A 25,396-nucleotide genomic window follows, 5' to 3' on the forward strand; every position below is an offset into this window, starting at 1 on the left:
CCGGGTACACCATCTTCTATGTATCTGTATCCGCTGGTCCAATTATGAAGCGGAGAGTGTTCCTCACGAAGGGCGGTGTCGCCGGGCTCGGCTTATCTCTGCCATCGATGGCCGTGACATCCCGATCGACTGCCGCAGGCCCCCAGCAGGGGAACTCCTACGAACCGCTCGGGCAGGTTCCCATCACCGGCGCTGCCGAAGCTGTCGTCGGCGACGAGGAGATCGCGTACGTCGCCGCGACCACCGGATTCGCGGTCGTCGACGTGAGCGATCCCGCCGACCCGACGATTCTCGCCGAGGAACGCGACATCGCGATCGACGGCGCGTCGCTGACGCAGATCCTCGATCTGACCGTCGACGGCGACCGACTGATCGTCGCCGGCCCCGCCGAAACCGCCCGCTCGAGCGACCTCTACCTGGGCGTCCGACGCTACGACGTGAGCGATCCCGAACGGCCTGTCCCGACCGGTGCCTACGAAACGGGATACCATATCCACAACTGCTACCTCGAGGGAGACCGGCTCTTTCTCGTCGAGAACACACAACAGGACAACCGGCTCGTGATCGTCGACATCGGTGGCGATGAGATCACGCAGATCGGGGACTGGTCGCTGCTGGACCACGAGCCCGGCTGGCGCGACGTCCACTGGCTCGGGCGCTATCTCCACGACGTTTTCGTGCAAGACGGGACGGCCTACCTCCCGTGCTGGAACGCCGGAACCTACGTTCTCGATATCAGCGAGCCAGCTGATCTCTCGGTCGTCAGCCACATCGCGGACACCACGCTCGAGGCCCAACGCGAACTCGACGACTTCCGGGACGGCGTCTACGGGCTGCCCGGCAACGATCACTACGCGGCGGTCGACGACAGCGGCGACCTGCTGGCGGTCGGACGGGAAGCGTGGGCGACCGGCGGGGCCGCACCCGACCATCCGGGCGGGATCGACCTCTACGACGTACGCGATCTGACGGATCCAGTCCACCGAGGATCGATCGACGCCCCGCGGACGGTCGACGAATCGTATCGTGGCGGGACCTGGACGACCGCACACAACTTCGAACTGCGTGACGACCGGCTCTACTCGGCGTGGTACCGGGCCGGCGTCCAGATTCACGACGTGTCCGACCCCACCGATCCCGAACGGCTCGCCTGGTGGCGCGATCCGGCAGAGACGGGGTTCTGGACCGCACGCGTGGTCGGTCCCGGCGAGGCGTTCATCGCCTCGAGCACCGAAGCGATCCCCAACACGTCGCTCGAGGGCGCACTCTACACGTTCCCGGCTGAGGCTGGTGAGCAGACCGACCCGCCGTCGCTGCAACCACCTGCCGAGTGGCTCGGGGAGGACGACCCGAACGAAACGAGCGGGACCGAACCTGACGCTGGCAGCGATTCAAGCCCGGGCTTTACTGGCGTCGCGGGCCTCGTCAGTGGCGGCGTCGCACTCGAGTGGCTGCGCCGACGCCGCGGAAACGTTCAGGATTAATTCGACTGATTTCGGCAGCGTGACCGAACTTATTCCCCGTTCGAGCACGTAGGCAGACCTATGAGTGACTCCGAGGCCGAGCCGTCGCTGCGAGAGCGTGTCGAGAACTGGTTGACACGCGAGATGCCGATCATTCAGATGCACGGCGGCACCAGCGCGGTACGCGCAGCCGATCCCGAGACCGGCGAAGTCATCATCGAGCTTGGTGGTGGCTGCAAGGGCTGTTCGGTCAGCAACGTGACGACAGGCAATATCGAAGCCGAACTGCTCACCTGGCCCGAGATCGACGAGATAACGGTTCGCGTCCCAGACGCCCGCGACAGTCTCGGCGGCCCCGACCAGCCCGAGTCGATCATGGGAATCGACCGGACAGAGGGTGGTCGCGGCGACTGGGGCTCGTCGAACCCGGGCAAAGACCATCTATAACTGCTCTTTTCGACGCCTTCGATCGGTAATCTCGAGCGGTCGCTACCCGCTCGAAAAAAAAAACGAACGATCCGCAAAGCGCCGACCTGTCCGACGCTCGTGAGACCGGCTGCTGTCACTGCACACCCGATCGCACGATGGAAGCGCAGTTCGGACGACGACAGAAGCGAGCACCGTTGACTGTTCGATCGGTGTGTCACCCGGTTTAGTTGGGGCGATAGCACAGCCGATGGCCGTGCTCGAGTGTGCCGGTAACAACTGTCTATAGTCCGTATGACCGTGCAATGAGAGTGTCCGCGGTGTGTGGCTGTATTCGTGGACGTTTACGGGCTGCGCGCGATCAGATTCTGTCACAGATAGCGGCAAAAATAACCGGCCAGATCGCGAGCCTCAGCTTCGATAAGTTATGGCTATCCTACGCAACATGATAGTGAACATATGCGTATTCTATCTTGCGCGGCCTCCACAAGGCTATTAAACAAGGACGAGTTGAGGCGTCGCTATCGATGCAACCGACACGGGCATGCAATAGCAGCGTGATCGAACAATGATCGGGCTCGAGTCGCTTGGCGCGACCGGCCAGGCCATTACGGGCGTCGGTGCCGTCCTCGTCGAAGCGATGGTGCTGTACGTCGTGTATGGTGCGCTCACGACGGCATTGAGTGAGCCGCTCAAAAGCGCCCTCGGAGGGAGCTAATCATGGCGATGGAACTATTCGGGATCGCGGCGGGGCAACTCGGCTTGTTCGTCAGTTTCGGCCTGCTCATCGGGACCCTGTTCGGGTTCTTCGGGATGGGCGGGTCGTTCCTCGTCACGCCCGCGCTACTGGTGATGGGGTACGACTCGACGACTGCGGTCGGGAGCGGCCTCGCGTTCGTCTTCGGGACTTCGGTGATCGCGGCGCTTCGCCACCGCGACCACGGACAGGTAGACTACAAGCTCGGCCTGATGTTCATCGTGGGGATGACCGCCGGCATCGAAGTCGGGAAGGGGGTCGTCTACTACCTGAAAGCACTCGGCTTCGCCGACCTCGTGGTGAGTATTTCGTATATCGGATTGCTGGCGATCGTCGGGCTGCTCATGTTGCGAGACGCCCGCACGGAGAGTTCGGACGACGACGGGTCCGCGCTTGCCGAGAAGTTCCAGTCGATCGAGATTCCGCCGATGGTCTCGATCAAAGGCGGAACCAAAGTGTCGCTGTGGGTGACGCTCGCGATGGCGTTTGCCATCGGCATCCTCTCGGGCTTCCTCGGCGTCGGTGGCGGCTTCCTGCTGATGCCCGCGATGATGTACGGTCTGGGCGTGCCCGCCGCGGTCGCGGTCGGGACTGACGTGTTCCAGATCACGGCCTCGGGCGCGTTCGGCGCGTTCACCTACGCTCAGTCCGGTGCGCTCGACCTGACGATCGTCCTGCCCCTGCTCGCGGGGAGTGCGATGGGCGCTCGAATCGGTGCCGGCGCGACGGCGCTCGTCAACGAAGACGACATCACCGAGTACTTCGCCGCGATGTTGCTGGCGGGATCGGCCGCAGTGGCCAGCCGAAACCTCGGGAACGCCTACGGTATGGAGATCTTCAACCAGTTGAGTCAGGTGCTCATCTTTGGCTCGGCCCTGCTAGTCAGCGGCGCAGTCATCTGGGCGAGTATCCAGAGCATTCGCGAGGACGAGCCTGCCGAATCGGTCCACGCCGCAGACTGAGCGCGGCAGATCCCATGTCCCTCGTTGACAGGCAGTGAGCGTTGGGAAGTCCTATATCCTTTTATGCGCCCGTTACGGACTCGTACACCATGATGAGTAACCGTCCGCAGGCAGGAGGTGACGACGATGGGTAACGTACCCGAGTCCGACGACGAGGACGATCCCGACGCCGAGACCGACGGTGGCGTCCGCGCCTACACTGTTCGGCTCGAGCTCGTCGACGAACCCGGCGAGTTGCTCCGCGCGCTCGCACCGATCGCCGACAACGGCGGCAATCTGCTGAGCATCCACCACGAACGTGGCAACATCACGCCTCGCGGGCACATCCCCGTTGAGGTCGACATGGAGTGTCCCCCAGACCGGTTCGACAGTATCGTCGATGCGTTGCGCGACGCCGGCGTCAACGTCATCCAGGCCGGCGAAGAACACTACGGCGATGAGATCAGCGTCGTTCTGATCGGCCACCTGATCGAGACCGATCTCTCGAATACCCTCTCGCGGATCGAAGACGAGGCCGACGCCATCGTTCAGGATCTCTCGGTGACGTCGCCCGAGGGTACTGACGGTGTCGCGAGCGCTCGCGCGCGACTCGCAATCAACTCCGGTCGCTCCGCGGAGGCACTCGCGGCTATCCGCTCGATCGGGACGGACAAAGAGCTGACCGTCGTCGAACCACTGCTCGGAGGTGAGGCCGCATGAAACTCGCAATTCTCGGTGCCGGTGACGTCGGTCGCTCGGTCGCCGACCTCGCCGGCGAGTACGGCCACGACGTCGTCGCTCTCGCCGACTCCAGCAGCGCCGCGGTCGAGACGGACGGCATCGCCGTCGAGGACGCCCTCGAGCGCAAGGTCGGCGGCGAGGCTGTCGGTTCCGCTGCCCCGGAAGACGTCTTCGAGACGGACTACGACGTGCTGGTCGAGGCGACCCCGACGACGCTCGGCGACGCCGAACCCGGCTTTTCCCACGTCAAGCGCGCGCTCGAGGCTGACCGCCACGCCGTCCTCGCGAACAAGGGCCCGGTCGCCGAACGCTACGAGGAGCTGCGCGCACTCGAGGACGAGAGCGCGGGCTCGATCCGCTTCGAGGCGACCGTCGGCGGCGCGATTCCGATCCTCTCGACGATCGAAGACAGTACGCCGGAAGCAGTCACCGCGGTCCGTGGCGTCTTGAACGGCACTGCGAACTTCATTCTCACGCGGATGGCCGCCGAGGGACTCGACTACGAGCACGTCCTCGCCGAAGCCCAAGACCTGGGCGTTGCCGAGGCCGACCCCACCTTCGACGTCGACGGCACCGACGCCGCGCTGAAGTTCGTCATCCTCGCGAACGTCCTCTCCGACGGTGGCTTCTCACTCGAGGACGCGACGGTCGACGGCATCCAGTCGATCTCGGGCAGCGCGCTCGATCTCGCCGCCGAAGACGGTCGCACGATCCGGCTCATCGGCGAGGCGACCCGCGACGGTGTCCGCGTGGGGCCGCGGCTCGTTCCCGAAAACAGCGCACTCGCAGTAACCGGGACGCGCAACATCGTTCAGATCGAGACCCGACACGCCGGCTCGCTTCACACGAGCGGTCGCGGCGCCGGTGGCCCGGAAACCGCGACGGCGGTGCTCTCCGACGTCGGTCGACTGCCACCGCTGTAACGCGATCACAACGTTCCCGTTCTACTGTTGGCTCTCTCGCTTCACTACTGGTTGTTGCCTGTCGCCGACCGCGCCCGAGACGTGTGTGGCGCTCGAGTCGGGAACCAGGCCCTCGAGCCCGCCAGCAACCCGTCGACGGCGGTCGCCACTGGACGTTCAGTGGCGTGTGAATGCTAGCCAAACCGCAAGACAGCGTCGGGATCGACTGAATACGCTTTCGAAATGGTTTTAACCGCAACGAGCGAAAGAGACCGATATAAGCGCCTCTGCGCGTGAGCTACAACAATGAGCGACCAACACCAGAACCTGGCCATCATCGGTCACGTTGACCACGGGAAGAGTACGCTCGTGGGACGACTCCTCTACGAGACGGGGAGCGTACCAGAGCACGTCATCGAACAGCACCGCGAAGAAGCAGAAGAGAAAGGCAAGGGTGGCTTCGAGTTCGCCTACGTCATGGACAACCTCGCTGAGGAGCGAGAGCGTGGTGTCACCATCGACATCGCCCACCAGGAGTTCTCGACGGACGCCTACGACTTCACCATCGTCGACTGTCCTGGCCACCGCGACTTCGTGAAGAACATGATCACGGGCGCATCCCAGGCGGACAACGCCGTCCTCGTCGTCGCCGCTGACGACGGTGTCGCGCCCCAGACCCAGGAGCACGTCTTCCTGGCTCGTACCCTCGGTATCGACGAGCTCATCATCGGCATCAACAAGATGGACGTCGTCGACTACAAGGAGTCGACGTACAACGAAGTCGTCGAGGAAGTCGAGCAGCTCCTCAAGCAGGTTCAGTTCAACACCGACGACGCCTCGTTCATCCCGATCTCGGCGTTCGAGGGCGACAACATCGCCGAACGCTCGGAGAACACCGACTGGTACGACGGCGAGATCCTCCTCGAGGCACTCAACGACCTGCCGGAGCCGGAGCCACCGACGGACGCGCCGCTCCGACTCCCCATCCAGGACGTTTACACGATCTCCGGTATCGGTACCGTCCCAGTCGGACGTATCGAGACCGGTGTCATGAACGTCGGCGACAACGTCTCCTTCCAGCCCTCTGACGTGGGCGGCGAAGTGAAGACGATCGAGATGCACCACGAAGAGGTGCCCAAGGCCGAACCCGGTGACAACGTCGGATTCAACGTCCGCGGCATCGGCAAGGACGACATCCGCCGTGGTGACGTCTGTGGTCCTGCAGACGAGCCGCCAAGCGTCGCCGAGACGTTCCAGGCACAGGTCGTCGTCATGCAGCACCCAAGCGTGATCACCGCCGGTTACACGCCGGTCTTCCACGCCCACACCGCACAGGTCGCCTGTACGATCGAGTCCATCGACAAGAAGATGGACCCCTCGAGCGGCGAGGTCGCCGAGGAGAACCCCGACTTCATCCAGTCGGGTGACGCTGCTGTGGTCACCATCCGACCGCAGAAGCCCCTCAGCATCGAGCCGTCCAGCGAGATCCCCGAGCTCGGGAGCTTCGCCATCCGAGACATGGGCCAGACCATCGCGGCCGGGAAGGTCCTCGACGTCCACGAGAAATAAATGCAGCAGGCACGCGTTCGACTCGCGGGCACGAGTCCCGACGACCTAGACGACATCTGTGACGACGTCCGCGAGATCGCGAACAACACCGGCGTCAACCTGAGCGGACCCATCCCGCTGCCGACGAAAACGCTCGAGGTGCCGACCCGGAAGTCGCCTGACGGCGAAGGCACTGCGACGTGGGAGCACTGGGAGATGCGCGTCCACAAGCGCCTGATCGATCTGGACGCCGACGAACGCGCACTCCGCCAGCTCATGCGCATTCAGGTGCCGAACGACGTCTCGATCGAGATCGTCCTCGAAGACTAAGGACCGATCGCGACTCGAGTTCGAGTGCTTTCCGTTTTTAGACCCGTCCGATAGCGCCCGCTGCAGCGATACCGCTCGTCCCGAAAGCGGCCTCGCTGGTACGCACGCCGGTAACCGAATCCAGCGACGCGAATCGGGTGAGTGAAACAAATCATGGTTACTGCCAAGAGTCAAGACCGCTCCGACAGTATCACGGGATAGATGTCGTACTCCGTCGGATCACCGCTCGATACCGATCTCGAGTTCACCACGAGTGAACTGGCGGGTGCGCTAGGGGATTCGGTTACGGTCCTACCGCTGTTGGTTGCACTGGGAGCGACGACCAGCGTCTCGCTTCCCCACGTTTTGATCGGCTTCGGCGTGTTCCAGATCGTCTGGGGTGTCTACTACGGCCTGCCGCTTTCCGTCGAGCCGATGAAGGCGCTGGTCGGGCTGGCGATCGTCGGCACGCTAACCTATGCCGAACTCGCCGCCGCCGGATTGCTCGCCGGCGGTGTCTTGCTCACGGTGGGACAACTCGGGCTCGTCGGCCGGCTCCAACGGGTCGTCGGTGAACCCGTCATCCGTGGCGTCCAACTCGCCGTAGCGCTGCTCTTGCTCGAGGCAGCCGTCGACCTCTCGCTCGCGAACGTGCCCGTCGCGGCAGCCGGGCTTGCCGTCGTTGGCCTGCTGGCGCTTGTCGGCTATCGAGAGGCAAGCGTGCTGGTCGTGCTCGGACTCGGCGGCATCGCCGCCGTCGTGACGGCTGGCGTTCCGACGCCGACAGTGCCGACGCTCGCCGTCTTTCCCGCTGGGCCGCCGTCGGTCAGCGCAGCTGCACTCGAAGGAACCGTCGCGCAACTCGGTATGACGATCGGCAACGCCGCGATCGCGACGGCCCTGCTCTGTGGCGATCTGTACGATCGGGAGATTTCGGCGGATACGCTCTCGACGAGTATGGGCATCACCTGCCTTGCGGCGGTTCCGTTCGGTGGTGTCCCGATGTGTCACGGCAGCGGCGGGCTCGCCGGCAAGTACGCCTTCGGCGCACGAACCGGCGGCGCGAACGTCCTGCTGGGGATCGGGTATCTCGCGCTCGCGCTCGTCGCCGCCGGGGCCGTCCTCGCCGCGTTCCCGATGGCGATCCTTGGCGTGTTGCTCGTCGTCGTGGCCCTCGAGCTCGCGCGCGCAGCCTTCGAGCCCGTGGCCGATCGCCGGTCGTTCACGCTCGTTGCGGCGGTCGGCGTCGTCGGCCTGCTGATGAACGTCGGCGTCGCGTTTGCCCTCGGAACCGTCACGTTCTGGGTACTCTCGCGGCGGTCGTAGCAATCAAAGCCAGAGAGCTTTCAGCCTTCGGCTCCAATCGCCACCGATGTCATCGAGCTGGGCCGAGTTGTTCGACTGCGGGGCGGAGTACGACGGCGACCTCGAGGCCGTGCGAGCTGAACTCGCGACACTGCGGGAGGACGAGGATGCCTGAGCAGCCGAACCCGGCCCGCGTCGTCGCGGACGCCGACGTGCTCGCGGCGGATCTGCTCGTCGGCGGTGACGCCCGCGAGGCGCTGGATCACGTTCGCCGCCATTCGTGGGTCGAGTTGGTCGTGAGCGAGCCGCTTCTCGAGCAGACCGAACGGCTCGTGACGCGGCTGGCCGACGCCGACCTCGCAGCCGATCACCGGGAACGGCTCGAGGCCGAACGCGTTGCGGTCGATCAGCCCGAAGGCGATCACCCCGCGCTTGCGTCGGCCTATCAGGGCAACGCGGCGCATCTCCTCTCGTACGACGAGCGGCTTCGCTCGGCGAAAGCCGGCCTCACTCTCCAGCCCCGTGTCTCTGTCAGCATCCGGCCGCCGGACGCGTTCGCACAACTCTTCGATCCCGAAAGTCTCTACGACGTCGTCGAAGGCGGCGCGTATCCGGGCCCCGATCGGGATCCGCGAGCGTAGTCGCAGTTTTGGACGGAAAGCGGCGGTCCCATGCCCTGAGAAACCGGCGAGACCCTTATCCGGAGGGGTCCCTAAGCGGGAGGGGGTCATGAACGATCTTCGCACCGGGTTGAGTTACGGTGACGTACTTCTCGTCCCGAAGCGCTCGCCAGTCGAGAGTCGGCGCGACGTGGATCTCTCGGCACGGTTTACGCCAGGTATCGAACTCGAGACACCGCTGATTGCTGCTGCGATGGACACCGTCACGGAAGCCGAGCTAGCGATCGCGCTCTCGCGTGCCGGCGGGCTCGGCGTGCTCCACCGATTTCTCACGCCGGACGAACAGGCAAGTCAGGTCGAGCAGGTGGTCGACGCTGGCGAACGCGTCGCCGCTGCTGTGGGGATCAACGAGGACTACGTCGCCCGAGCCGATGCGCTGGTCGCGGTCGGCGTCGACGCACTCGTCGTCGACGTGGCTCACGGTCACCTCGAGGGCGCGCTCGAGGCCGTCGAACGGCTCCGGTCGGCGTTTCCGGAAACCGATCTCGTCGCCGGCAACGTCGCAACGCCCGCGGGTGTCGAAGACCTCGCGGCGGCGGGAGCCGACTGCGTGAAAGTCGGCATCGGGCCGGGTTCGCACTGTACCACCCGGAAAGTCGCCGGCGCGGGCGTTCCACAGCTGACTGCCGTCGACGACTGTGCGGACGCAGCCGAGGACCTCGGCGTGACGATCTGTGCCGACGGCGGCATTCGGACCTCCGGCGACGCGGTGAAGGCGCTGATGGCGGGAGCCGACACCGTCATGGTCGGCAGTCTCCTCGCCGGCACCGAGGAATCTCCCGGCACGGTCGTCGAGGTCGACGGCACGCGGTACAAGCGCTCGCGGGGGATGGCGACAACCATCGCCGCCGAAAAGCGCGACGACAAAGACGTCGACGTTCGCGCCGACGAGGGCGTCGAAGCGCTGACGCCGTACAAGGGGACACTCGAGGACGTCGTCACGGAGTTTCGTGCGGGCATTCAGTCGGGGCTCTCCTACTGTGGCGGGGCGACGATCCCTGCGGCCCGCGAGAAGGCAGAGTTCATCCGCGTCGCCCCGAGTGCGAAAGCACGAGAGGGATATCACACGGATCACGACTGGGAGGGTGTCAGCGTCGACAGTACGAGTCAGGCCGTCGACGGCACGGGAACCGACGTCGACCCCGAGCAGTCAGCAATGGCGGACACATCAGCCGAAGACGATTGAGAGTGGCTGGTGGCGGTCGAGAGCACCGAGCGCGTTGCCATGCGGCCTTCGCACACCACGGGACGGAATCCTCAAGCGATTTCCCGCTGGCGGTCGACAGCGAACGTATGACAGCCACTATACTGGTCGCGTTCGACGAATCGCCACAGGCGACCGCCGCATTACGCCACGCGCTCTCGAGTGCCGACGACGCGGAGATTCGCGTCCTTCACGTCAACGATCCTCGCGAATGGGCCGGCTCCGCGGGTGTCGACGGGGTCTTCTATGCGGACGACGCCTTCGAACGATCGAAGGAAGCGTCCGAAGCGGTCCTCGAGAAGGCCGAGGAGATCGCCAGCGAGTACGATACCGAGATCACGACGGCGACCGAGATCGGGATCGTCTCCGATACGATCGTCTCCTATGCGGAGGACCACGACATCGATCAGGTTGTCCTCGGGAGCCACGGGCGGCGTGGCCTCTCGCGGTTCCTGCTCGGCAGCGTCGCCGAACGGGTCGTCCGGCGCGCACCCGGGACGGTGACGGTCGTTCGCGACGAGAAGCCAGCCGAGTCGTAAGTGGCTCAGACGGACACCTGTTCGTCACAGTGCCAGTGGGATCGGGAGCACAGGGCGGGCCGCATTCCCCCGGCACTCGTGACAGCAGACCGCATCAGGACCGCGTCACGACCAGCACCGGCACGTCGACCGACCGGAGCACAGTTCTGGAGACGCTTCCGAGCAGTTGCCGCCGGAGGTTCGACCGACCGTGCGATCCCATGACGACGAGATCGATGTCGTGGGTTCCGATGTACTCGCTGATTTCGGCGGCGATGCCATCGAGTGACGTCTTGGTAACGACGGTCTCGACGTCAATGTTGCCCGCCGCGTCGATCTCGGTCGCGAGGTCGGCGACGATGTCCTCGCCTTCGTCCTCGAGGCGGTCGACGAACGATTCCTCGAGGCCGCCCGCACTGAACGCTCCACCGGCGGACTGGAGGTCGATGACGGATACGACGTGGACGGTCGAGCCGTACTGCCGCGCGACGGCGTTCGCGTGGGGGCCAGCACGGGTGGCGTTGTCGCTTCCGTCGGTCGGGACGAGCAGTCGATCGTAGTCGAACGAGTCGCCGGTCGGCTGGTCGCCTTTCGGAACGACGAGGACGGGCACGTCACTCCGGTGGAGGACCCCTTCCGTGACACCGCCGAGGAGCCGTTTGCCCAGTCCCGCGATCCCCTGTCGCCCGATGACGATCAGTCCTGCATCACAATCGGCCGCGTGTCTGGCGATCCGTGCCGCGGGCGTGCCGTCGGTCACCGTCGTCGTCACGGGCCGATCGAACTCGAGGTCCGCGGCGAGGGACTCGATTTCAGCGACGACTTCTTCGCCGTGCTCCCAGAGTGCTGCCTGCTCGTCTGTCGTCCGAGTGCTCGAGCGCCGATCGATGACGTGGAGGACTTCGACGGCTGCGTCGACCCGTCGTGCGAAATCGAGGCCGCGACGTGCGGCCCGTGTAGCCTCGTCGCTGCCGTCGATGGGGATCAGGATACGGTCGTACATCTGGTTCGTCCTTCGACGGACGGCTCCTTCAGTATACTGTCAGTCTGCAGTCATACGGACGACTGTCAGTCAGTGCCGGTGCAACCGCGACCGCCCTTCGGTTGCACCGGTGAATCGGTACAGCAAACCGTATGAGTGACCACATCACTCAGCGGTCCTGCCCGACTGCCTCCGTACGGAGCTCGTCCTCGCTTTGCCACGTCCGATTGCGCAGCCCAATGAACACCGCGAGCAGATAGAACACGGCAACCGCCGCGGTGACCGCCAGCCCCGGAATGTCGCCGACTGCAGCGCTTTCGGGCCACGGCCGCATATCAAACGCCGCGATGCGGACGACCCACGCGCTCAGCGTGATCGTGAACAACACCAGATAGATCCGGCGCAAGCGGTGAGCGATCGCTTCCTCGAGGGAAATCTTGATGACCGGCTGTCTGTAGTCCCGGCTCAACTTCTCGCGCCACTCCGGATCCTCGAGACCCGCCGAGGGATCGAGGCCGTACGCGAAGACGTTCTTCTGGAGCGTTCGGACGCGCCCGCGCCAGATATCGTAGCCGCGGAAGCGACGTGCCTCGATGATCAGGAACGCGGTCAGCGCCGCGACCCCCAGCAGGAGGACGTAGTGGGGGTTGTTCCGGCTCGAGAACGTCCACGTCAGGATGGCGCTCATGATGACGATCGCCCAGTAGGTCGTCTGATCGAGTCGCTCGCGCCAGAACTTCATCCGGTGGATCTCACCCCGGTAGAGGTGGGCCAGACTCGAGCTCGGCCCCATCTCCGCTTCCAGCAGGCCGCGTCCGATATCGCGGTGCTCGGCGTCGTTCGTATCGGCATCGTCTTTCGACTCACTGTCCATCGTGGGAGACCGTACTCAGGCGATGGCGAAAGAGACCGGGGATTTCGTCGCGAGCGACTCGCAGAATCAGGTCACTGCGTGTGAACGGGGGTTTATGCCCGTGATCGTGGTCTGACGCGAACGAGGATGAACTTCGACGAGTTTACCGGCCAGATCCAGCACCGACTCGAACTACCGGGCACCGGCGAAACCGTGCGAGCGATTCGCGCGACGCTCATGACGCTGGGTCAGCGGATCCCAGCCGGCGCAGCCGAGGATCTCGCGGGGTCGCTCCCGATGGAGATCCGCTGGTACCTGACCGGTGCCGTCAGCGATCACGGCCAGCGCTTCGACTGGAGCGAGTTCGTCTCGCGAGTCAGCGAGATCGAGGAGACCGATCCGTCAAGTGCGGCCTACCATGCCCGTGTGATCATCGATCTCGTCGAGACACAAGTGGCGCCGTCCGATTTCGAGCAACTCCGGAATCAGCTCCCCGAAGCACAGGACGACGAGAACTGGGGCAAGCTGTTCGAGGTGGTCGACGCCGGCGGCTGGGGCGAGGCCGAGGAAGCCCAGACCGGTGGCGGGCCACAGCCAGAACCGGAGACGACCGGCGCAGACGAGCCGGACGGCTGAGCCGAACGCGATCTCCGGTCAGCGTCCGCCGTTAGATCGGGCCCAGTCGCCGGACTCCTCGATCCGGACTTCGACTTCGTTGGTCCGCATGAACGGCGGCGTCCACGGATCGTTGTACTGGAGCACCACTGGCTGGCCACGTGTTTCGATTCCCCGTCGTGAAAGCGCCTCGAGCAGACGCTCGCGCTGGCGGTCGACGCGGGCGGTCGTCGCATACCACGAGAAGCGCCGGACAGCGACCGTGCGCTCGGGTTCGACCACGAGTCGAACGGTCGGATCGGTCGGGACCGGCGCAGTCTCGGGTGTGTACGTCGCAGGGAGGTAGAACGCCATCGTCACGTCACCGGTGTCGGCGTCGGTTCGGACAGGTGCGGTCATCGAAATCGACTCGCGCTGGGTCGCCACCGGCGTGGTCATCGCAACGTCTTCATCTCGTGCGTTCGCACCCGAAATGTAGCGAAAGAGTCGTCGGAACGCCGTTCGATTGTTCGGCGCCGTCGTTTCGACCAGCACCGACCGCGGATACCGCCGAATTTCGACGCCGTCGAATCGCTCCAGCGCCTCCGCGGGGACGCGTTCGGTCGTTCGGCTGACGTAGACACCCCACCCGATCCACGCGGCGAGCAAGCCACCGAGCGCGAGCAAGAGCCGCCGTATCGATCGCATGAACTGGCAAAAACCACGATTCGCACACTGATAGTACTGGTGACCGTTCTCAGGCCATGCTCGGAAACGGCTGCCCTCGAGAGGTGGTCACAGGCCCACAACGTTACTATCGTCCCCGCCATTGCTGTCCGTATGACGTTCGTCGTCCCGTTCGACGGGTCAGAACTGGCCGAAGCAGCGCTTGCACGGGCCGTCGAGTACGGTCGTGCCCTCGAGGAGCCGGTCGCGGCCATCAGCGTCGTCCCGGAACGGAAAGGCTACGCACGCGAGAAGGATTGGATCGGTCCCGACGAGGCGTTCGACGTCGACGCGGTCATCGAGACCCTTCGCGAGCAGGTCGAATCGATCGCACCTGACGCCACGTTCGAGTACGAACGGATCCGCGAGTTCCCACCCGAGCAACGGCTGGCAGGTCGGATCGAGCAGTTGGCCCAGCAGTTCGATCCGACGGTCGTCTTCCTCGGCAGCGACAACGTCGGTCGTGTCGTGACGCCGCTGACGAGCGTCGGCGTCCACGTCGCCGCAGACGACACCTACGACGTCCACATCGTCCGCCAGACGTCGCCGCCACGACTCGCGGGCCTCAAGCCACACCCGGAGTTCTACCCCGACTCGGCGTAACATCGCTCGAGACTCGAGTGGGGCAGGACAGACCCTGGCGCAATATGCGAGTCTCATCAGGCAGTCAACACCGGTCGGTCTGCCGATCGGACGACGCGTTCAGCGGTGCTTCCGATCTTGCCGCCACGCTCGTGGCTCTGGCCCTGATAGCCGATCACGATGAGGTCCGCGTCGACGGCGTCGGCCCGCGAGCGGATCTCCTCCCAGGGACGACCGTGGCAGAGACACGTCGAGGCCTCGATTCCGTCGTTGTCGGCGCGAGCGGCGAGATCATCGAGCAGTGCCTGGCCGCGGTCCTCGAGATCGTTGAGCACGATTTCGGCGCTGCTGAGTGCGGGTTCGCCGTAGCGGTAGGTCTCGACGCAATAGAGGGCGTCGACGTTCGAATCGTACTGTTTGGCCAGCGCCAGTGCGTGTTCGACGGCGCGGTTTGCCGGGTCGCTGCCGTCGGTTGGAACGAGGATCGTATCGTACATCGTCGCAGTACGGTCCACGCGAAACCGGGAGAAATAGCTCACACGCCGTCGCGTGATACATTTTCGCGCCTGAGTGTCAGGCCGTAATGACCGGGCGGTCCCCGTACCGAACGACGCGTTCGGCGTTGCTCCCGATCATCCCCCCGATCCCACCGAGTCCGCGGTTGCCGAGGACGATCAGGTCGGCATCGATCTCGTCCGCGTACGCAATGATCTCCGACGACGGGCGACCGTCGACGACCTCGGTCGTGGCCTGCACCTGGTCTGCGTCGGCCCGCTCTTCGAGTTCCGCGAGAACTTCATGGCCGCGTTCCTCGAGTTCCTCGAGGACGTCTTCGGTTCCGAGTGTCCGCTTGCCGTATCGCTGCGTATCAACAACGTAGAGGCCGTACAGGTCAGCGTCGAATGTGCGAGCGAGACTCACTGCGTGTTCGGTCGCCCGGTTCGCCGCATCGCTGCCGTCGGTCGGAACGAGAATCGTATCGTACATGCCGGCGCGTCTCGTCCCACCACCGACTGACGCTTATAGGTTTCAGGGCCACGAAAGCGGATCGCTCACGCCTCGCGGTCGGCGTACCACTCCGCAAACGCCGCGAGCGCGCGCCCGCGGTGGGAAATCGCGTTCTTCTCCTCGGTGCTCATCTCGGCCATCGTCTGTCCGTTGTACTCGAAGATCGGATCGTAGCCGAACCCGCCCTCGCCGCGGGGAGCAACGAGCGTGCCGGCGACCGAGCCCGAAAACGTCTCCGTCCCGGTGTCGTCCGCGTACGCGAGGACGGTCCGGAACTTCGCACGGCGGTTGTCCTCAGTCTTCGCAAGCCGCCACAGCCGCTCGACGCCGACGGTGTCCTCAACATACGCCGAGTACGGCCCCGGGAAGCCACCCAGCGCGTCGACGAACAGGCCGGCGTCGTCGACCAGCACCGGCTCGTCGCGTCCCAGCTCCTCGAACGCCTCGCGGGCTCCGTGGGCTGCGATCTCTGCGAGCGAGTCGCTTTGGATCTCGGTGTAGTCGTACTCGATCTGTTCGACGGGCTCGAGTCCCTCGAGATACTTGCGTGCCTCGCGGACTTTCCCCTCGTTGCCGGTGACAAATTGAATGGTCATATGCGAGCGACGGTGCGTCGGCGGGAAAGCGTCATCGGTTGCGCGGCGGCTCCTCATACGGTCCGCTGTGTGGCGAGTCGCAAACGCGGTCGCGAGAAAAAACAGTCCCGCGCTCAGTCGTCGGTCTCGTCGACGATGACTTCGACGGGCTCGTCCGCTCGGTCCTCACTGTCGTCGCTCGAGCCTTGCTCCTGTTGCCAGAGGAGGCCGCCGGCGACGAGGACGACGAGCCACGAGCGCCAGTTGGCGAGATTGAGCGTGTAGCCGACGCCAAAAGGTTTCTCGACGAGCATGCCTTCGCCGGGCTGCCAGTACGCCGAAAGCATGCGGCCGATGCTCGGTCGTTCGAAGTTATACGGGATCCCAAGAATCTCACCGGAAGTCGGCTTGTCTGCCATGGCCGGTGATACGTCGTCCCCCGATAAAGATATTGTGTGCTACGACGAGCGCTGCGAGTCGCCAACTGCGGCTGCGACCGATCGAACTCGCCCTACTGTGCGTCCGACTGATACCGCCCACGCCCCTCGACATCGTGGAGGCGCTCGAGCACCCGTTCCTCGCCGACCTCGCGATACCCCTCGCGGGCCGCCTCGCGGAGCGGCTCGGGGTCGGCGGCGGTGCCGACGAGGCTCTGATCGAAGACGTGCAGATCCATCGCGTAGTCCTCGACGTGGTCGGTGTGATAGCCGAGGCCGAAATCGATGAGGTAGGTTCGATCGCCGTCGACACGGACGTTCCGCGTCGTCGGATCGCCGTGGACGAATCCCGCCCGGTGGAGCCGTGCGAGGTGGCGACCGACATCGCGGACCCGGTCGGGCGACAGCGCGGCCTGCAGGTCGCGGTCGCCGACGTACTCGAGTTCGAGTCGCGCCTCGGTCCGATCGACGTCCGACAGCACCGGCGTCGGGACGCCCTCGCGGCGAGCCAGGCTGGTTAGGCGGGCCTCGAGGGTCGTTCGCTCCGTGCGGAGCCGGTCGTCGAGGGCAGGGTGGCGGTAGGTCTTGGCTCGACGACGCTTCGTGACGCGACCGGTCTCGGGCGCGATGTCGACCAGTGCTTCGGCCCCGCGGACCTGGTGGTCACCTTCCGTCCCGTCACCACGACCGACTGCGAGTTCGGGTTCGTTGGTCCGCCACGTCACCGGCACCTGATCGGGTCTGAAATTGGGGTCGACACGTGACTCCTCGAGCGCCAGCGTATCGCCCGCGGCGTACATTTTCGCCCCGAGCACGGCGATCATCCCGGCGTTGTCACCCAGGAATCGCGGTTCGGGCGCGTGGAAGTCGGCTCCGCGCTGGGCACACATCTCGGCGAGCATCTCGCGCAGGCGGGCGTTTCGCCCGACGCCACCACCGAGGACGAGTTCGTCGCTGCCGGTCAGCGACAGGGCACGTTCGGCGACTTCGGTCAGCATGCCGAAGATGTTCTCCTGTAAGGAGTAACAGACGTCCTCGACCGGGACGCCGTCGTCGTATCGCTGCTTGGCAGCGCTCATGATCCCCGAAAACGAAAAGTCCATCCCCTTGACGACGTAGGGGAGGTCGACGTACTCGCCGTCTTTGGCCGCTTCTTCGACCTTCGGCCCGCCGGGGTGGGACCAGCCGACGTGACGGGTGAACTTGTCGATCGAGTTCCCGACACCGGTGTCCATCGTCTCCCCGAGGACGCGATAGCGACCGTTGCGGTATGCCAACAGGTGTGCGTTCGCCCCGCTTGCGTTGAGACAGACCGGCGAGTCGAATCCCGAGGTGTGGCGGCCAATCTCGAGGTGAGCGACCATGTGGTTGACGCCGACCAGGGGCACCTCGAGGGCTTGACTCAGCGTCCGGGCGGCGGTGCCGACGACGCGCAGACAGGGGCCGAGGCCGGGGCCACGGGAGAAGGCGACGGCGTCAACAGGCGCAGCCTGTTGGCCCGACGAGCTCCGCTCGTCGACGTCGACCGGCGGCTCCGATGCCGGGCCGTCGTGAGTCTCGCGGGCGTGCTCGAGGATCCGCTCGACGACCTCCGGGATGGCGTCGTGCATATGTTCGGACGCCTCGCGGGGGTGAATGCCGCCGCTGTCGGGCTGATAGGCGTCGGTTTCGATGACGACCTCGTCGGCCTCGGCGTCGAACAGTGCCGCGCTGGCGGCCCAGGCGGTGCCTTCGATCCCGAGGATACGGATGGAGTTACTCACGGATGAAAAACGGGTAATAGCAGCGTCGACGTGCCAGTCCAGTCCGTGGCACGTCGGCCATCAGTTCGGGGTTATTCCCACTCGGTGTAGCCGCACTTCCCGCAGTGTTTGCGGTCGCCGTGGTCGGCGAGGAAGACGTCGCCACAGCGCGGGCAGAGTTCGCCGCTGGTGGTGCCGTCGTCGTTGTAGAGATCGTAGTGCGCCATCTTAGGCCTCCTCCGCTTCAGCGTCGGCGTCTTCTTCGGCGCCGATCTTGTTGCGCTCGAGCATGTGGTCTTGCTCGACGTCACGGGCGTAGTCGGCGGTGTCGTAGACCTTCGCCTCGCCGACGGTCGTGCGCATCCCGAACTTGGTGTCGAGCTTGCGGATGACGACCTCGTCGGCGTCCTTGTTCAGCTTCGCGGCGAGGCTGTCTCGGACCTGCAGCCGCTCGGGCGTGGCGTCCTCGTGGGACAGTTCGAAGGTCACGTCGGTTCGATGCAACATGGGGTTCTCCTCTTCGGAGATGATGTCGACGTCCATGATATCACTCAGTTACTCTACTATCCCCGTGTAGCGCCTAAAAGGATTTCGAACCACCCACCGGCGTCTCGAGCCCGCGTTCGGATTCCAACGAGTCGGAAGCGAAAGCCACCGTCTCGTCCCCAGCCATCGGTCAGGATCTGAAACACGATTCCCGACACTTACGTTCGATTTTACGTCTAAACATAATTTTTATAATCCATATGTGTCAGCTATCAATATGGATGTCTCAGACGTTTCCGCCACACAACGGCTCGTACTCGGTATCGTTCTCGTCGTCGTCGGATCGGCGATCGGACAACCGAACTTGGGATTGATGACACGGCTCTCCGCACTGGCGACTGGCTTGGGAATCGGCTTTCTCGGCGCGGCGTTCGAACCGCCGCTTACGAACGCACTCGGTGCACAACAGTGGTCGGAGCTGTCGACAGTGAAACAGACCGCAGCCCTGTTCGTCCTCGCCGTGATCGCACTCGTACTCTGGTTTACCGTCACGCTCGGTCAGAGCGCCCTCGTAGCGGCTCTTTGAGATCGCGATCGCGGCGACTTGCTGCGGTGGCAGGACGTGTCATACGGCTGCTGTAACGAGTTACCGGTGCAACCGCAGAACGGTCGCAGTTGCAACGGAGATGACTTACAGCAGACCGTCTCAGCGATTGACGAGCCGATTACTTCGGTAGCACGACGAGTCCGCGGGGCGTCCGTCCCTCCAGGCCCGTCGGCCAGTCGACGTCGATTCGTGTCCACGAGTCGCCGAAGTCCCGCGTCAGAAACAGCCCGCGGTTGTTGACCGCGACGACTACGCCCGGTTCGCCGACCGTCGCGAGCACCGTGCGGACGACGCCCTCGCCAGTCGGCATACCACGTCCCTCGAGCCGTTCCCACGACTCTCCCTCACCCGTGCGCCGGTAGACGAACGAGTTTGCTCTGCTCGGGGTGTGTCCCGTCCTCGCACCGCGTGCACTCGAGATCATGACGCGGCTCGGATCACCGGGATCGGGGACGACCGACCAGCAATATCGGTGTGCGAGACCGTCCTGTGGGTGGTGCCACGTGTCGCCGCCGTCGTCGCTCTCGGCGTAGCCATCGCCAGCCGCAGCATAGAGCCGTCCCTTGCGGTCGGGATGGGCCACGAGGGTGTGATTGTCCCGGCGCGAGCCCGGCGGTCGGTCGTGCCACGTCTCGCCGCCGTCGGACGTGATAACGAGTGCGCCAGCCTCGATCCCCACGGCGAGCCGGTCGGGATCGAACGGATCGACCGCGATCGTGCGGACGTGGTGGGTTTGTGGCCGCGGCGGGAACGACCACTCGTCTGCCGAGGGGAGCGCAGCCAGTCCCTCGAGGTGCGTCCAGGAGTCGCCGCCGTCGCGCGAGCGGTAGAGTCGGCTTGGCTCGGTGCCGGCGTAGACCACGTCCGGGTCGTGTGGGCTGACCGTCACGGCCATCACGCGGTCGCCCTCGCGGGCGGTCGCTGCTGCGTCGGTCCGCGCAATCGCCCGTCCGTTCGCTGTGTCCGCGGCCACGAACTGCGTCTCGCGGCGGTCGAACGACTGCCCGCCGTCGACGGTACGGATCAGTCCGTTCCGGGTGCCGACGAACACCCGATCGGGCGCGCTCGAGTGGGCACCGACACACTCGAGATCACGGTCCTCGAGTCGCGACGTGGCCGTCCAGCCGTCCGGCTCGAGTCCATCGCTCGTACAGACGAGCAGCCGATCTCGAACTGCCACGAGTACGGTTATCATAATCGTTCGAACGGGAGCAGGACACATGAGTCGTGTCCCGTCCCACGGTGACACGGGTCGACGATCGGGGACCACCGTTACGTCTCGGTACGCTCCCCGCGAACCGTCAGCACCGGCGCCGGCGACGTTCGGACGAGGTGTTCAGTGACACTGCCAAGCAGGTACCGATCGAAGCCAGTGCGACCGTGTGTGCCGACGACGACGAGGTCGATGTCGTGGTCGTCGATGTACGTCCGGATCGTCTGGGGGGTCGACGGGCCGAACTCGATCGCTTCGGCGGTCGGCTCGACACCGGCGTCGGTCGCAAACGCCGATGCGTCCTCTATGATCTGTGTCGCGCTCTCTTCGAGCATTGTCTGCTGGATCTCGTTTTGGATATCGACGCCAAGCGTCGTGGTCGCGACGACCGACAGGAGATGCAGCGCTGCCCCCTCGGTGGACGCGATGTCGACCCCGATCGCGAGTGCATCCTGTGCGCTTTCGCTGCCGTCCGTCGGAACGAGTACGTTCCGGTACGGGTAGTCGATCGTGTCTGTATCCGGTCGAAGCGTCAACACGGGCGTCTCGGCCTGCCTGATAACGCGCTCGGTCGTACTGCCGAGGAGGAATCGCTTGAGTCCCTGTCGCCCGTGGGTTGGCATGACGGTGAGATCGATGTCGTGTGACGCCGCGTAGTCGGCGACCGTGCTGTAGGGTTCGCCCTGTCGGACCTCGGTGACCGTCTCGATCCCACGCTGTCGTGCGCGGTCGCTAGCATCGCGAACGATCGTTTCACCTTCCTGCTCGAGCGTGTCGACGACCTCGCCTTGCCGTCGGAAGACGCTATCTCGCGTCGTGTCCGCCACGTGGAGGACATGGACTGTCGCTCCGTGGGTGTCGGCGATTTCGAGAACGTGGCCGAACGCGACCGCGGACCCCTCGCTGCCGTCAGTCGGAAACAGGATCTGAGAGTACATCGTGTGGGGTGGCAGTGGTCACTCGCGGATCTCCAGTGCGGCGTCGGCAGCGGTCTGTGCCTCACGCCACCAGACGAGTTCGAATTCCAGACTCTGCTTTGCGTCCGTGTCACCCTCTGACCAATCCGACTCGCCTTCCAGTTTGAACGTGATCGGCGCTGACGGGGTCATTACGACAGTCGTGCCACCGAGCTCGAGGGTCACGTCGCCGCCACCGTCGAGTTGATCGGCCACCTCGCGCAACTGCGCTGCAACCTCCGATCGGGTCGTCTGCTCCTCGGTCTCGAGTTCACCCATGTGCGTCGACACATCGAGGACCGAGATAAACACGCAGGGATGCTCTCATCGGAGCAAACTATCGTCTTGTCGTGATATACTCTCACGTCCTGATCGTCTATAGTCGAGACACGTGCTGGAAAACCGCGTTCCACAGCCACAACGTTGCAACGGAAGGCACATACTACCGGACGAATCGGGACAGCCATCGATCGCACTCGAGACGCTGTCACCACACCAGCGGTGACAGTCGGTAGGACGGGACCCTGTCTGTACTGACCGGTGTCCGGACGTCTCAGGAGTGGCGCACCGTTTCCGCACCGCATTCCTCACAGATGGCCATGAGAGCGTCGCGGTCGTCGGTCGATTCGATACGGACCAGCTGGCGCTCGCCACAGTCGGGACACTGCCGACGAATGTCCGTCTCACCGGCCTCGGCGGGTGCACCAAGTGCGAGCGCTACGACCCGGTCGTCAGTCTCGTTGCGACCGAGTTGCCATTCGCCGGGCGCAAAGCGGATCGCCTCCGCCGCGCCGACGGTCACGTCACCCTCCTCCGTCTCGAACGTTGCCGTCCCCTCGAGCACGTAGAAGATCTCTTCCTGGTCGGCGTGGCGGTGATAGCCGAACCCGAACGTGTCGCCCGGCTCGAGGATGTAGTGATTTACTGCGAGGTGTTCGGCTCCGAGTGCGTTCGAGAGCGAGCGTTTGTTCCGTGCTGGGCTCATCCATCGGTCGACGTCGGTGAGGCTAACCGTTTCCATAGTGACACAGTCACACGGTGGCGGTAAATAGACTGGTGGCCGGAAATCAATGGCGGATGGTAGCTTCGCCCTGCAACTCGGATCGCAGAGAGTCCAGTAGGCCGGGATTGCGGCGGCGATCACTGCGGATTCGAGCAGACAAACGATGTCGATCGGCTGTCTCTGTGACCGGATGGGATAGAGAAACTGCCTCCGGAGGGGGGGAGGTGATGGGGGGAAGGCCGGAGGCATCCTATTATTTTCCGATATCACTAATGGTTGTTCCGGTAAGTATCATGCATTCGACAACGTTATTTCGGCCCGATTCGAAGCCCCAGATGGCGGGGCGACGATTCGATTCGACAGTATCTGTCCGATTGTGAGGCAGACGGACCCTCGCCGTAGCCCCTGGGATCGCCCGACGTGACGCCACTGGCCACATCGGCACCCGATCTCACCCGAATCCGATTGACACACCACCGCATACGGATGGGGCTCCGACGCTGGCCTCTGGCCGGCGTTTCTCGACGCAGATAGTCACGCAAGAGCGACAGTGATATCGAGTCGAATCCACTGTTCACAGCGTGCGACGCTGCTCGAGTGTGGGGGAAGTGGGCTCAAGGAACTGGTCTACTTCGTTCTGGCTGAGTCCGACCAGCATGTCGTCGCGGTTCTCGTGCTGTTGGGGGTTCATGCTGTCCGGACTGCCTGCATATCTGATAACTATCGCCAGCAATCTATGTTTTCGGTGGTGCTCGAGGGGGAGATCGGGCTGACTCTGTCCGAGATTATCGTAGAGTCGGACAGGAGATCGTGAATCAGTGGTATGACGATAGAGTGCGTTAGTTTTCTCGAGAGCATTCACAGCTAGCCAGTAACAGGTATAGAATGAAAAGACTCGATATTGCTCACGGTTGGTGTAGGTCAGACCTCAGGAGCTCCATCTACACCCACCGAGAATGGTTCATCATCATCTCGGCTTTCGCTAATGTACAAGTGAGGCTCAGTAACTGGCGTTCTGAGATTGAAATCATTTGCTACAGTTCCTCGACCTTCAACCGTTACCTCCACCGTATAGTTCCCGCTCTCATCAGCAGTAGGTATTCTATCAGGGACCTGCTCTCCTGCTTGAATAGTTATATTCGTCTCAGATAGAGTAGCGTCCTCATCGTTATCTATGACCGTTACTGACCCGTTCAGCGTCTCATTCAGGTCGTTTTCTACTGTGAAATTCTTCACTTCATCATACTCTGCTGGCTGATTATATTCATCATCCTCTGCTGGCTGATTATATTCCTCATCGTTCGTTGGCTCATTCTCTGTGTGGTCATTAGGATTATCGCTGCCGCTATCGGAAAGACAACCAGCCACTGCAGCTATTCCTGTCGTGACAGCACCAAGGAGTACTCGTCGCTTCATATTCTCCCTTACTAACACGCTCTATAAGTGCTTTCAGGGAACCGACTGTTCAGTTCGCATCTGTAGTTACCGCGAACGTTGTGTCCGAGAAGTAGAGTATTCACGGACACAACTCTCGCGGTAACGACGTGTGCGAACAGAACGAGCTGTAGTAGATCACTCTCATCTCATTATTGGTAATCTCTATAGTCCATATGCGAAAAGTAATCAAATATTTTAAATCCTTTGGTGGGGGTACCGTAGAACGAAATGGGGGAGCTGAGTGCTGAAGGCAGACAACACTTAGAAGAAGCGTTACAGAACAATGATCCATCAGAGAAGGATTTCCATATTCGACAAGTACTACAGGTGTGGGGTGTAGACGATCTTCCGAAAGAACTGAAATAGAGCACCTACGTTCTCATCTGTTTACTGGCCTCTCTGTACTTACCGCTGGTTCACGCTCTCCTATCCGACCCTCTCCGATTTCTCGGACACCGAGTTCACGCTAAGTACGTGCGTACTGATCAGCTCTCCATTCGCTCTTTCCGCCCCTAGATAACAGTTAACACAGACACACGCGATAGGTTTAGTAGAGATGACCGAAGACAGCGAGAACCAGCGGGCAGCAGCCGTATGTGAGAATTGTGGGACCGCTCACGCAGTCCGGCTCGGCCCTGACGGCGAAATCCGGCCTATTGGAAGCGGGAGGGATGGCACTTGTACATGTGGCGACGGCGATCTTCGTATTCTTAGCAACGATTCGACAGTTCTCGAAGACGTAGAGATGTCGTAACTACAGATGCTTACTCCGCAGAGTTAACCCTCTACAGGAGGTATGAGTAGTATGATTGACCAGATCGTCGGTGATGTGATGACACAGTCAGTTCGAACGATTCCGCCGGAGACGACGGCCTGTGATGTGGCGACACTGTTCGCGGAACAGGATATTGGATCGGCAGTCGTGGTCGATCCCGAGACAGGTGAGTACAGCGGTATCGTCACTCAGTCCGATATCATGCAACAGGTGGCAGCGGGGGCTGATATCGAATCCGTTCGCGTCGCTACGTTTCTGAGTACGCCACTCGTCACGATCGACAGCACAGAGGACATCCATACCGCGGCCACGCTGATGAAAGAGCACTCGATTCGGCGACTTCCGGTCACCGACGATGGCGACCTCGTCGGCGTCCTCACAACGACTGACCTCACACACTATCTGCCTCGCCTCAAGAACACGATCCTCCGTGGACGTAACGACCTGACCAGTCAGTGAGATCCCTGTACTTACTGGTGACTCGAGCTCGTCCGTCCAACCCTCTCCGATTTCTCGGACACCGAATTCACGGTACGACCAACTTGTACCAACTGATAGATCGGCATTGCTACGTTTTCAACTGGTGCTGAATCTGTTTAAACATTGGTCTCACCAGTACGAGACTA

At 63.4% G+C, this 25,396-nt stretch carries 31 protein-coding genes; 16 read left to right on the forward strand and 15 right to left on the reverse strand.

Features of this window, described 5'->3' with window-relative positions; translation table 11 throughout:
* The first annotated feature begins 44 nt into the window (after window positions 1-44).
* From ACERI1_RS11470 to ACERI1_RS11525, 12 genes are all read left to right on the forward strand, one after another.
* Entirely contained in the window at window positions 45-1,484 is a 1,440-nt protein-coding gene (locus ACERI1_RS11470) for an LVIVD repeat-containing protein (protein WP_373618299.1), read from the forward strand.
* 60 nt (window positions 1,485-1,544) lie between these two features.
* On the forward strand, window positions 1,545-1,910 hold the full coding sequence (locus tag ACERI1_RS11475; RefSeq protein WP_373618300.1) for a NifU family protein: 366 nt from the start codon (window positions 1,545-1,547) through the stop codon (window positions 1,908-1,910).
* A 547-nt stretch (window positions 1,911-2,457) separates the two neighbouring features.
* Window positions 2,458-2,607: a hypothetical protein gene (locus tag ACERI1_RS11480; protein WP_373618301.1), complete on the forward strand. Its 150-nt coding sequence runs from the start codon at window positions 2,458-2,460 to the stop codon at window positions 2,605-2,607.
* An 8-nt stretch (window positions 2,608-2,615) separates the two neighbouring features.
* Window positions 2,616-3,608: a sulfite exporter TauE/SafE family protein gene (locus ACERI1_RS11485; RefSeq protein WP_373618551.1), complete on the forward strand. Its 993-nt coding sequence runs from the start codon at window positions 2,616-2,618 to the stop codon at window positions 3,606-3,608.
* 126 nt (window positions 3,609-3,734) lie between these two features.
* A complete protein-coding gene (locus ACERI1_RS11490; protein WP_373618302.1) occupies window positions 3,735-4,307 on the forward strand; it encodes an amino acid-binding protein in 573 nt (190 codons plus the stop codon).
* The gene (locus ACERI1_RS11495; protein ID WP_373618303.1) at window positions 4,304-5,251 is read left to right on the forward strand and encodes a homoserine dehydrogenase; all 948 of its coding nucleotides are present in this window, start codon (window positions 4,304-4,306) and stop codon (window positions 5,249-5,251) included. The genes ACERI1_RS11490 and ACERI1_RS11495 overlap by 4 nt, the downstream gene beginning before the upstream one ends.
* Before the next feature lie 285 nt (window positions 5,252-5,536).
* The gene (tuf, locus tag ACERI1_RS11500; protein ID WP_373618304.1) at window positions 5,537-6,799 is read left to right on the forward strand and encodes a translation elongation factor EF-1 subunit alpha; all 1,263 of its coding nucleotides are present in this window, start codon (window positions 5,537-5,539) and stop codon (window positions 6,797-6,799) included.
* Entirely contained in the window at window positions 6,800-7,108 is a 309-nt protein-coding gene (gene rpsJ / locus ACERI1_RS11505; protein WP_004215311.1) for a 30S ribosomal protein S10, read from the forward strand.
* Window positions 7,109-7,309: 201 nt separating this feature from the next.
* Window positions 7,310-8,413 (forward strand): putative sulfate/molybdate transporter, encoded by a 1,104-nt coding sequence (locus ACERI1_RS11510; RefSeq protein ID WP_373618305.1) that lies wholly within the window; start codon window positions 7,310-7,312, stop codon window positions 8,411-8,413.
* Window positions 8,414-8,559: 146 nt separating this feature from the next.
* Window positions 8,560-9,033 carry a hypothetical protein gene (locus tag ACERI1_RS11515; RefSeq protein ID WP_373618306.1) on the forward strand — a complete coding sequence of 158 codons (474 nt, stop codon included), beginning with the start codon at window positions 8,560-8,562 and terminating at the stop codon, window positions 9,031-9,033.
* An 88-nt stretch (window positions 9,034-9,121) separates the two neighbouring features.
* Complete coding sequence (locus ACERI1_RS11520; protein WP_373618307.1) at window positions 9,122-10,258, forward strand: guanosine monophosphate reductase; 1,137 nt, start codon at window positions 9,122-9,124, stop codon at window positions 10,256-10,258.
* 107 nt (window positions 10,259-10,365) lie between these two features.
* Entirely contained in the window at window positions 10,366-10,815 is a 450-nt protein-coding gene (locus ACERI1_RS11525; RefSeq protein WP_373618308.1) for a universal stress protein, read from the forward strand.
* A 94-nt stretch (window positions 10,816-10,909) separates the two neighbouring features.
* Here ACERI1_RS11525 and ACERI1_RS11530 read toward each other — a convergent pair whose 3' ends face one another.
* Both ACERI1_RS11530 and ACERI1_RS11535 read right to left on the reverse strand, forming a co-directional pair.
* Window positions 10,910-11,797: a universal stress protein gene (locus ACERI1_RS11530; RefSeq protein WP_373618309.1), complete on the reverse strand. Its 888-nt coding sequence runs from the start codon at window positions 11,795-11,797 to the stop codon at window positions 10,910-10,912.
* A gap of 148 nt (window positions 11,798-11,945) precedes the next feature.
* Window positions 11,946-12,650: a DUF2270 domain-containing protein gene (locus ACERI1_RS11535; protein ID WP_373618310.1), complete on the reverse strand. Its 705-nt coding sequence runs from the start codon at window positions 12,648-12,650 to the stop codon at window positions 11,946-11,948.
* A gap of 126 nt (window positions 12,651-12,776) precedes the next feature.
* Here ACERI1_RS11535 and ACERI1_RS11540 point away from each other — a divergent pair, with 126 nt between their 5' ends.
* On the forward strand, window positions 12,777-13,265 hold the full coding sequence (locus tag ACERI1_RS11540) for a DUF2267 domain-containing protein (protein WP_373618311.1): 489 nt from the start codon (window positions 12,777-12,779) through the stop codon (window positions 13,263-13,265).
* A gap of 18 nt (window positions 13,266-13,283) precedes the next feature.
* Here the strand turns inward: ACERI1_RS11540 and ACERI1_RS11545 are convergent, their stop codons facing one another.
* Window positions 13,284-13,931 (reverse strand): heme-binding protein, encoded by a 648-nt coding sequence (locus tag ACERI1_RS11545; protein ID WP_373618312.1) that lies wholly within the window; start codon window positions 13,929-13,931, stop codon window positions 13,284-13,286.
* A gap of 132 nt (window positions 13,932-14,063) precedes the next feature.
* Here ACERI1_RS11545 and ACERI1_RS11550 point away from each other — a divergent pair, with 132 nt between their 5' ends.
* On the forward strand, window positions 14,064-14,552 hold the full coding sequence (locus ACERI1_RS11550) for a universal stress protein (RefSeq protein ID WP_373618313.1): 489 nt from the start codon (window positions 14,064-14,066) through the stop codon (window positions 14,550-14,552).
* 56 nt (window positions 14,553-14,608) lie between these two features.
* Here the strand turns inward: ACERI1_RS11550 and ACERI1_RS11555 are convergent, their stop codons facing one another.
* From ACERI1_RS11555 to ACERI1_RS11585, 7 genes are all read right to left on the reverse strand, one after another.
* A complete protein-coding gene (locus ACERI1_RS11555; protein WP_373618314.1) occupies window positions 14,609-15,028 on the reverse strand; it encodes a universal stress protein in 420 nt (139 codons plus the stop codon).
* Window positions 15,029-15,104: 76 nt separating this feature from the next.
* Window positions 15,105-15,518 carry a universal stress protein gene (locus tag ACERI1_RS11560; protein ID WP_373618315.1) on the reverse strand — a complete coding sequence of 138 codons (414 nt, stop codon included), beginning with the start codon at window positions 15,516-15,518 and terminating at the stop codon, window positions 15,105-15,107.
* Window positions 15,519-15,583: 65 nt separating this feature from the next.
* A complete protein-coding gene (locus ACERI1_RS11565) occupies window positions 15,584-16,135 on the reverse strand; it encodes an XTP/dITP diphosphatase (protein ID WP_373618316.1) in 552 nt (183 codons plus the stop codon).
* Window positions 16,136-16,248: 113 nt separating this feature from the next.
* Window positions 16,249-16,533: a DUF5808 domain-containing protein gene (locus tag ACERI1_RS11570; RefSeq protein WP_373618317.1), complete on the reverse strand. Its 285-nt coding sequence runs from the start codon at window positions 16,531-16,533 to the stop codon at window positions 16,249-16,251.
* Between the two features lie 92 nt (window positions 16,534-16,625).
* A complete protein-coding gene (locus tag ACERI1_RS11575) occupies window positions 16,626-18,314 on the reverse strand; it encodes a bifunctional N(6)-L-threonylcarbamoyladenine synthase/serine/threonine protein kinase (RefSeq protein ID WP_373618318.1) in 1,689 nt (562 codons plus the stop codon).
* Between the two features lie 71 nt (window positions 18,315-18,385).
* A complete protein-coding gene (locus tag ACERI1_RS11580; protein ID WP_373618319.1) occupies window positions 18,386-18,520 on the reverse strand; it encodes a 30S ribosomal protein S27ae in 135 nt (44 codons plus the stop codon).
* Window position 18,521: 1 nt separating this feature from the next.
* On the reverse strand, window positions 18,522-18,836 hold the full coding sequence (locus tag ACERI1_RS11585; protein WP_373618320.1) for a 30S ribosomal protein S24e: 315 nt from the start codon (window positions 18,834-18,836) through the stop codon (window positions 18,522-18,524).
* A 220-nt stretch (window positions 18,837-19,056) separates the two neighbouring features.
* Between ACERI1_RS11585 and ACERI1_RS11590 the strand changes: the two genes are divergently transcribed.
* Entirely contained in the window at window positions 19,057-19,365 is a 309-nt protein-coding gene (locus ACERI1_RS11590; RefSeq protein WP_373618321.1) for a hypothetical protein, read from the forward strand.
* A 139-nt stretch (window positions 19,366-19,504) separates the two neighbouring features.
* Here the strand turns inward: ACERI1_RS11590 and ACERI1_RS11595 are convergent, their stop codons facing one another.
* The 5 genes from ACERI1_RS11595 to ACERI1_RS11615 form a co-directional block, all read right to left on the reverse strand.
* Window positions 19,505-20,581, reverse strand: a complete 1,077-nt coding sequence (locus tag ACERI1_RS11595) for a WD40/YVTN/BNR-like repeat-containing protein (RefSeq protein WP_373618322.1) — start codon at window positions 20,579-20,581, stop codon at window positions 19,505-19,507.
* Window positions 20,582-20,658: 77 nt separating this feature from the next.
* Entirely contained in the window at window positions 20,659-21,537 is an 879-nt protein-coding gene (locus ACERI1_RS11600) for a universal stress protein (RefSeq protein WP_373618323.1), read from the reverse strand.
* 18 nt (window positions 21,538-21,555) lie between these two features.
* Window positions 21,556-21,834, reverse strand: a complete 279-nt coding sequence (locus ACERI1_RS11605; RefSeq protein ID WP_373618324.1) for an amphi-Trp domain-containing protein — start codon at window positions 21,832-21,834, stop codon at window positions 21,556-21,558.
* Window positions 21,835-22,108: 274 nt separating this feature from the next.
* Window positions 22,109-22,576 carry a cupin domain-containing protein gene (locus tag ACERI1_RS11610; protein WP_373618325.1) on the reverse strand — a complete coding sequence of 156 codons (468 nt, stop codon included), beginning with the start codon at window positions 22,574-22,576 and terminating at the stop codon, window positions 22,109-22,111.
* A 903-nt stretch (window positions 22,577-23,479) separates the two neighbouring features.
* Window positions 23,480-23,974 carry a hypothetical protein gene (locus ACERI1_RS11615; protein ID WP_373618326.1) on the reverse strand — a complete coding sequence of 165 codons (495 nt, stop codon included), beginning with the start codon at window positions 23,972-23,974 and terminating at the stop codon, window positions 23,480-23,482.
* Window positions 23,975-24,800: 826 nt separating this feature from the next.
* Between ACERI1_RS11615 and ACERI1_RS11620 the strand changes: the two genes are divergently transcribed.
* Window positions 24,801-25,229 (forward strand): cyclic nucleotide-binding/CBS domain-containing protein, encoded by a 429-nt coding sequence (locus ACERI1_RS11620; protein ID WP_373618327.1) that lies wholly within the window; start codon window positions 24,801-24,803, stop codon window positions 25,227-25,229.
* Window positions 25,230-25,396: the final 167 nt, after the last annotated feature.

The sequence above is a fragment of the Natrinema sp. HArc-T2 genome, from assembly GCF_041821085.1.
Classification (GTDB): Archaea; Halobacteriota; Halobacteria; order Halobacteriales; family Natrialbaceae; genus Natrinema.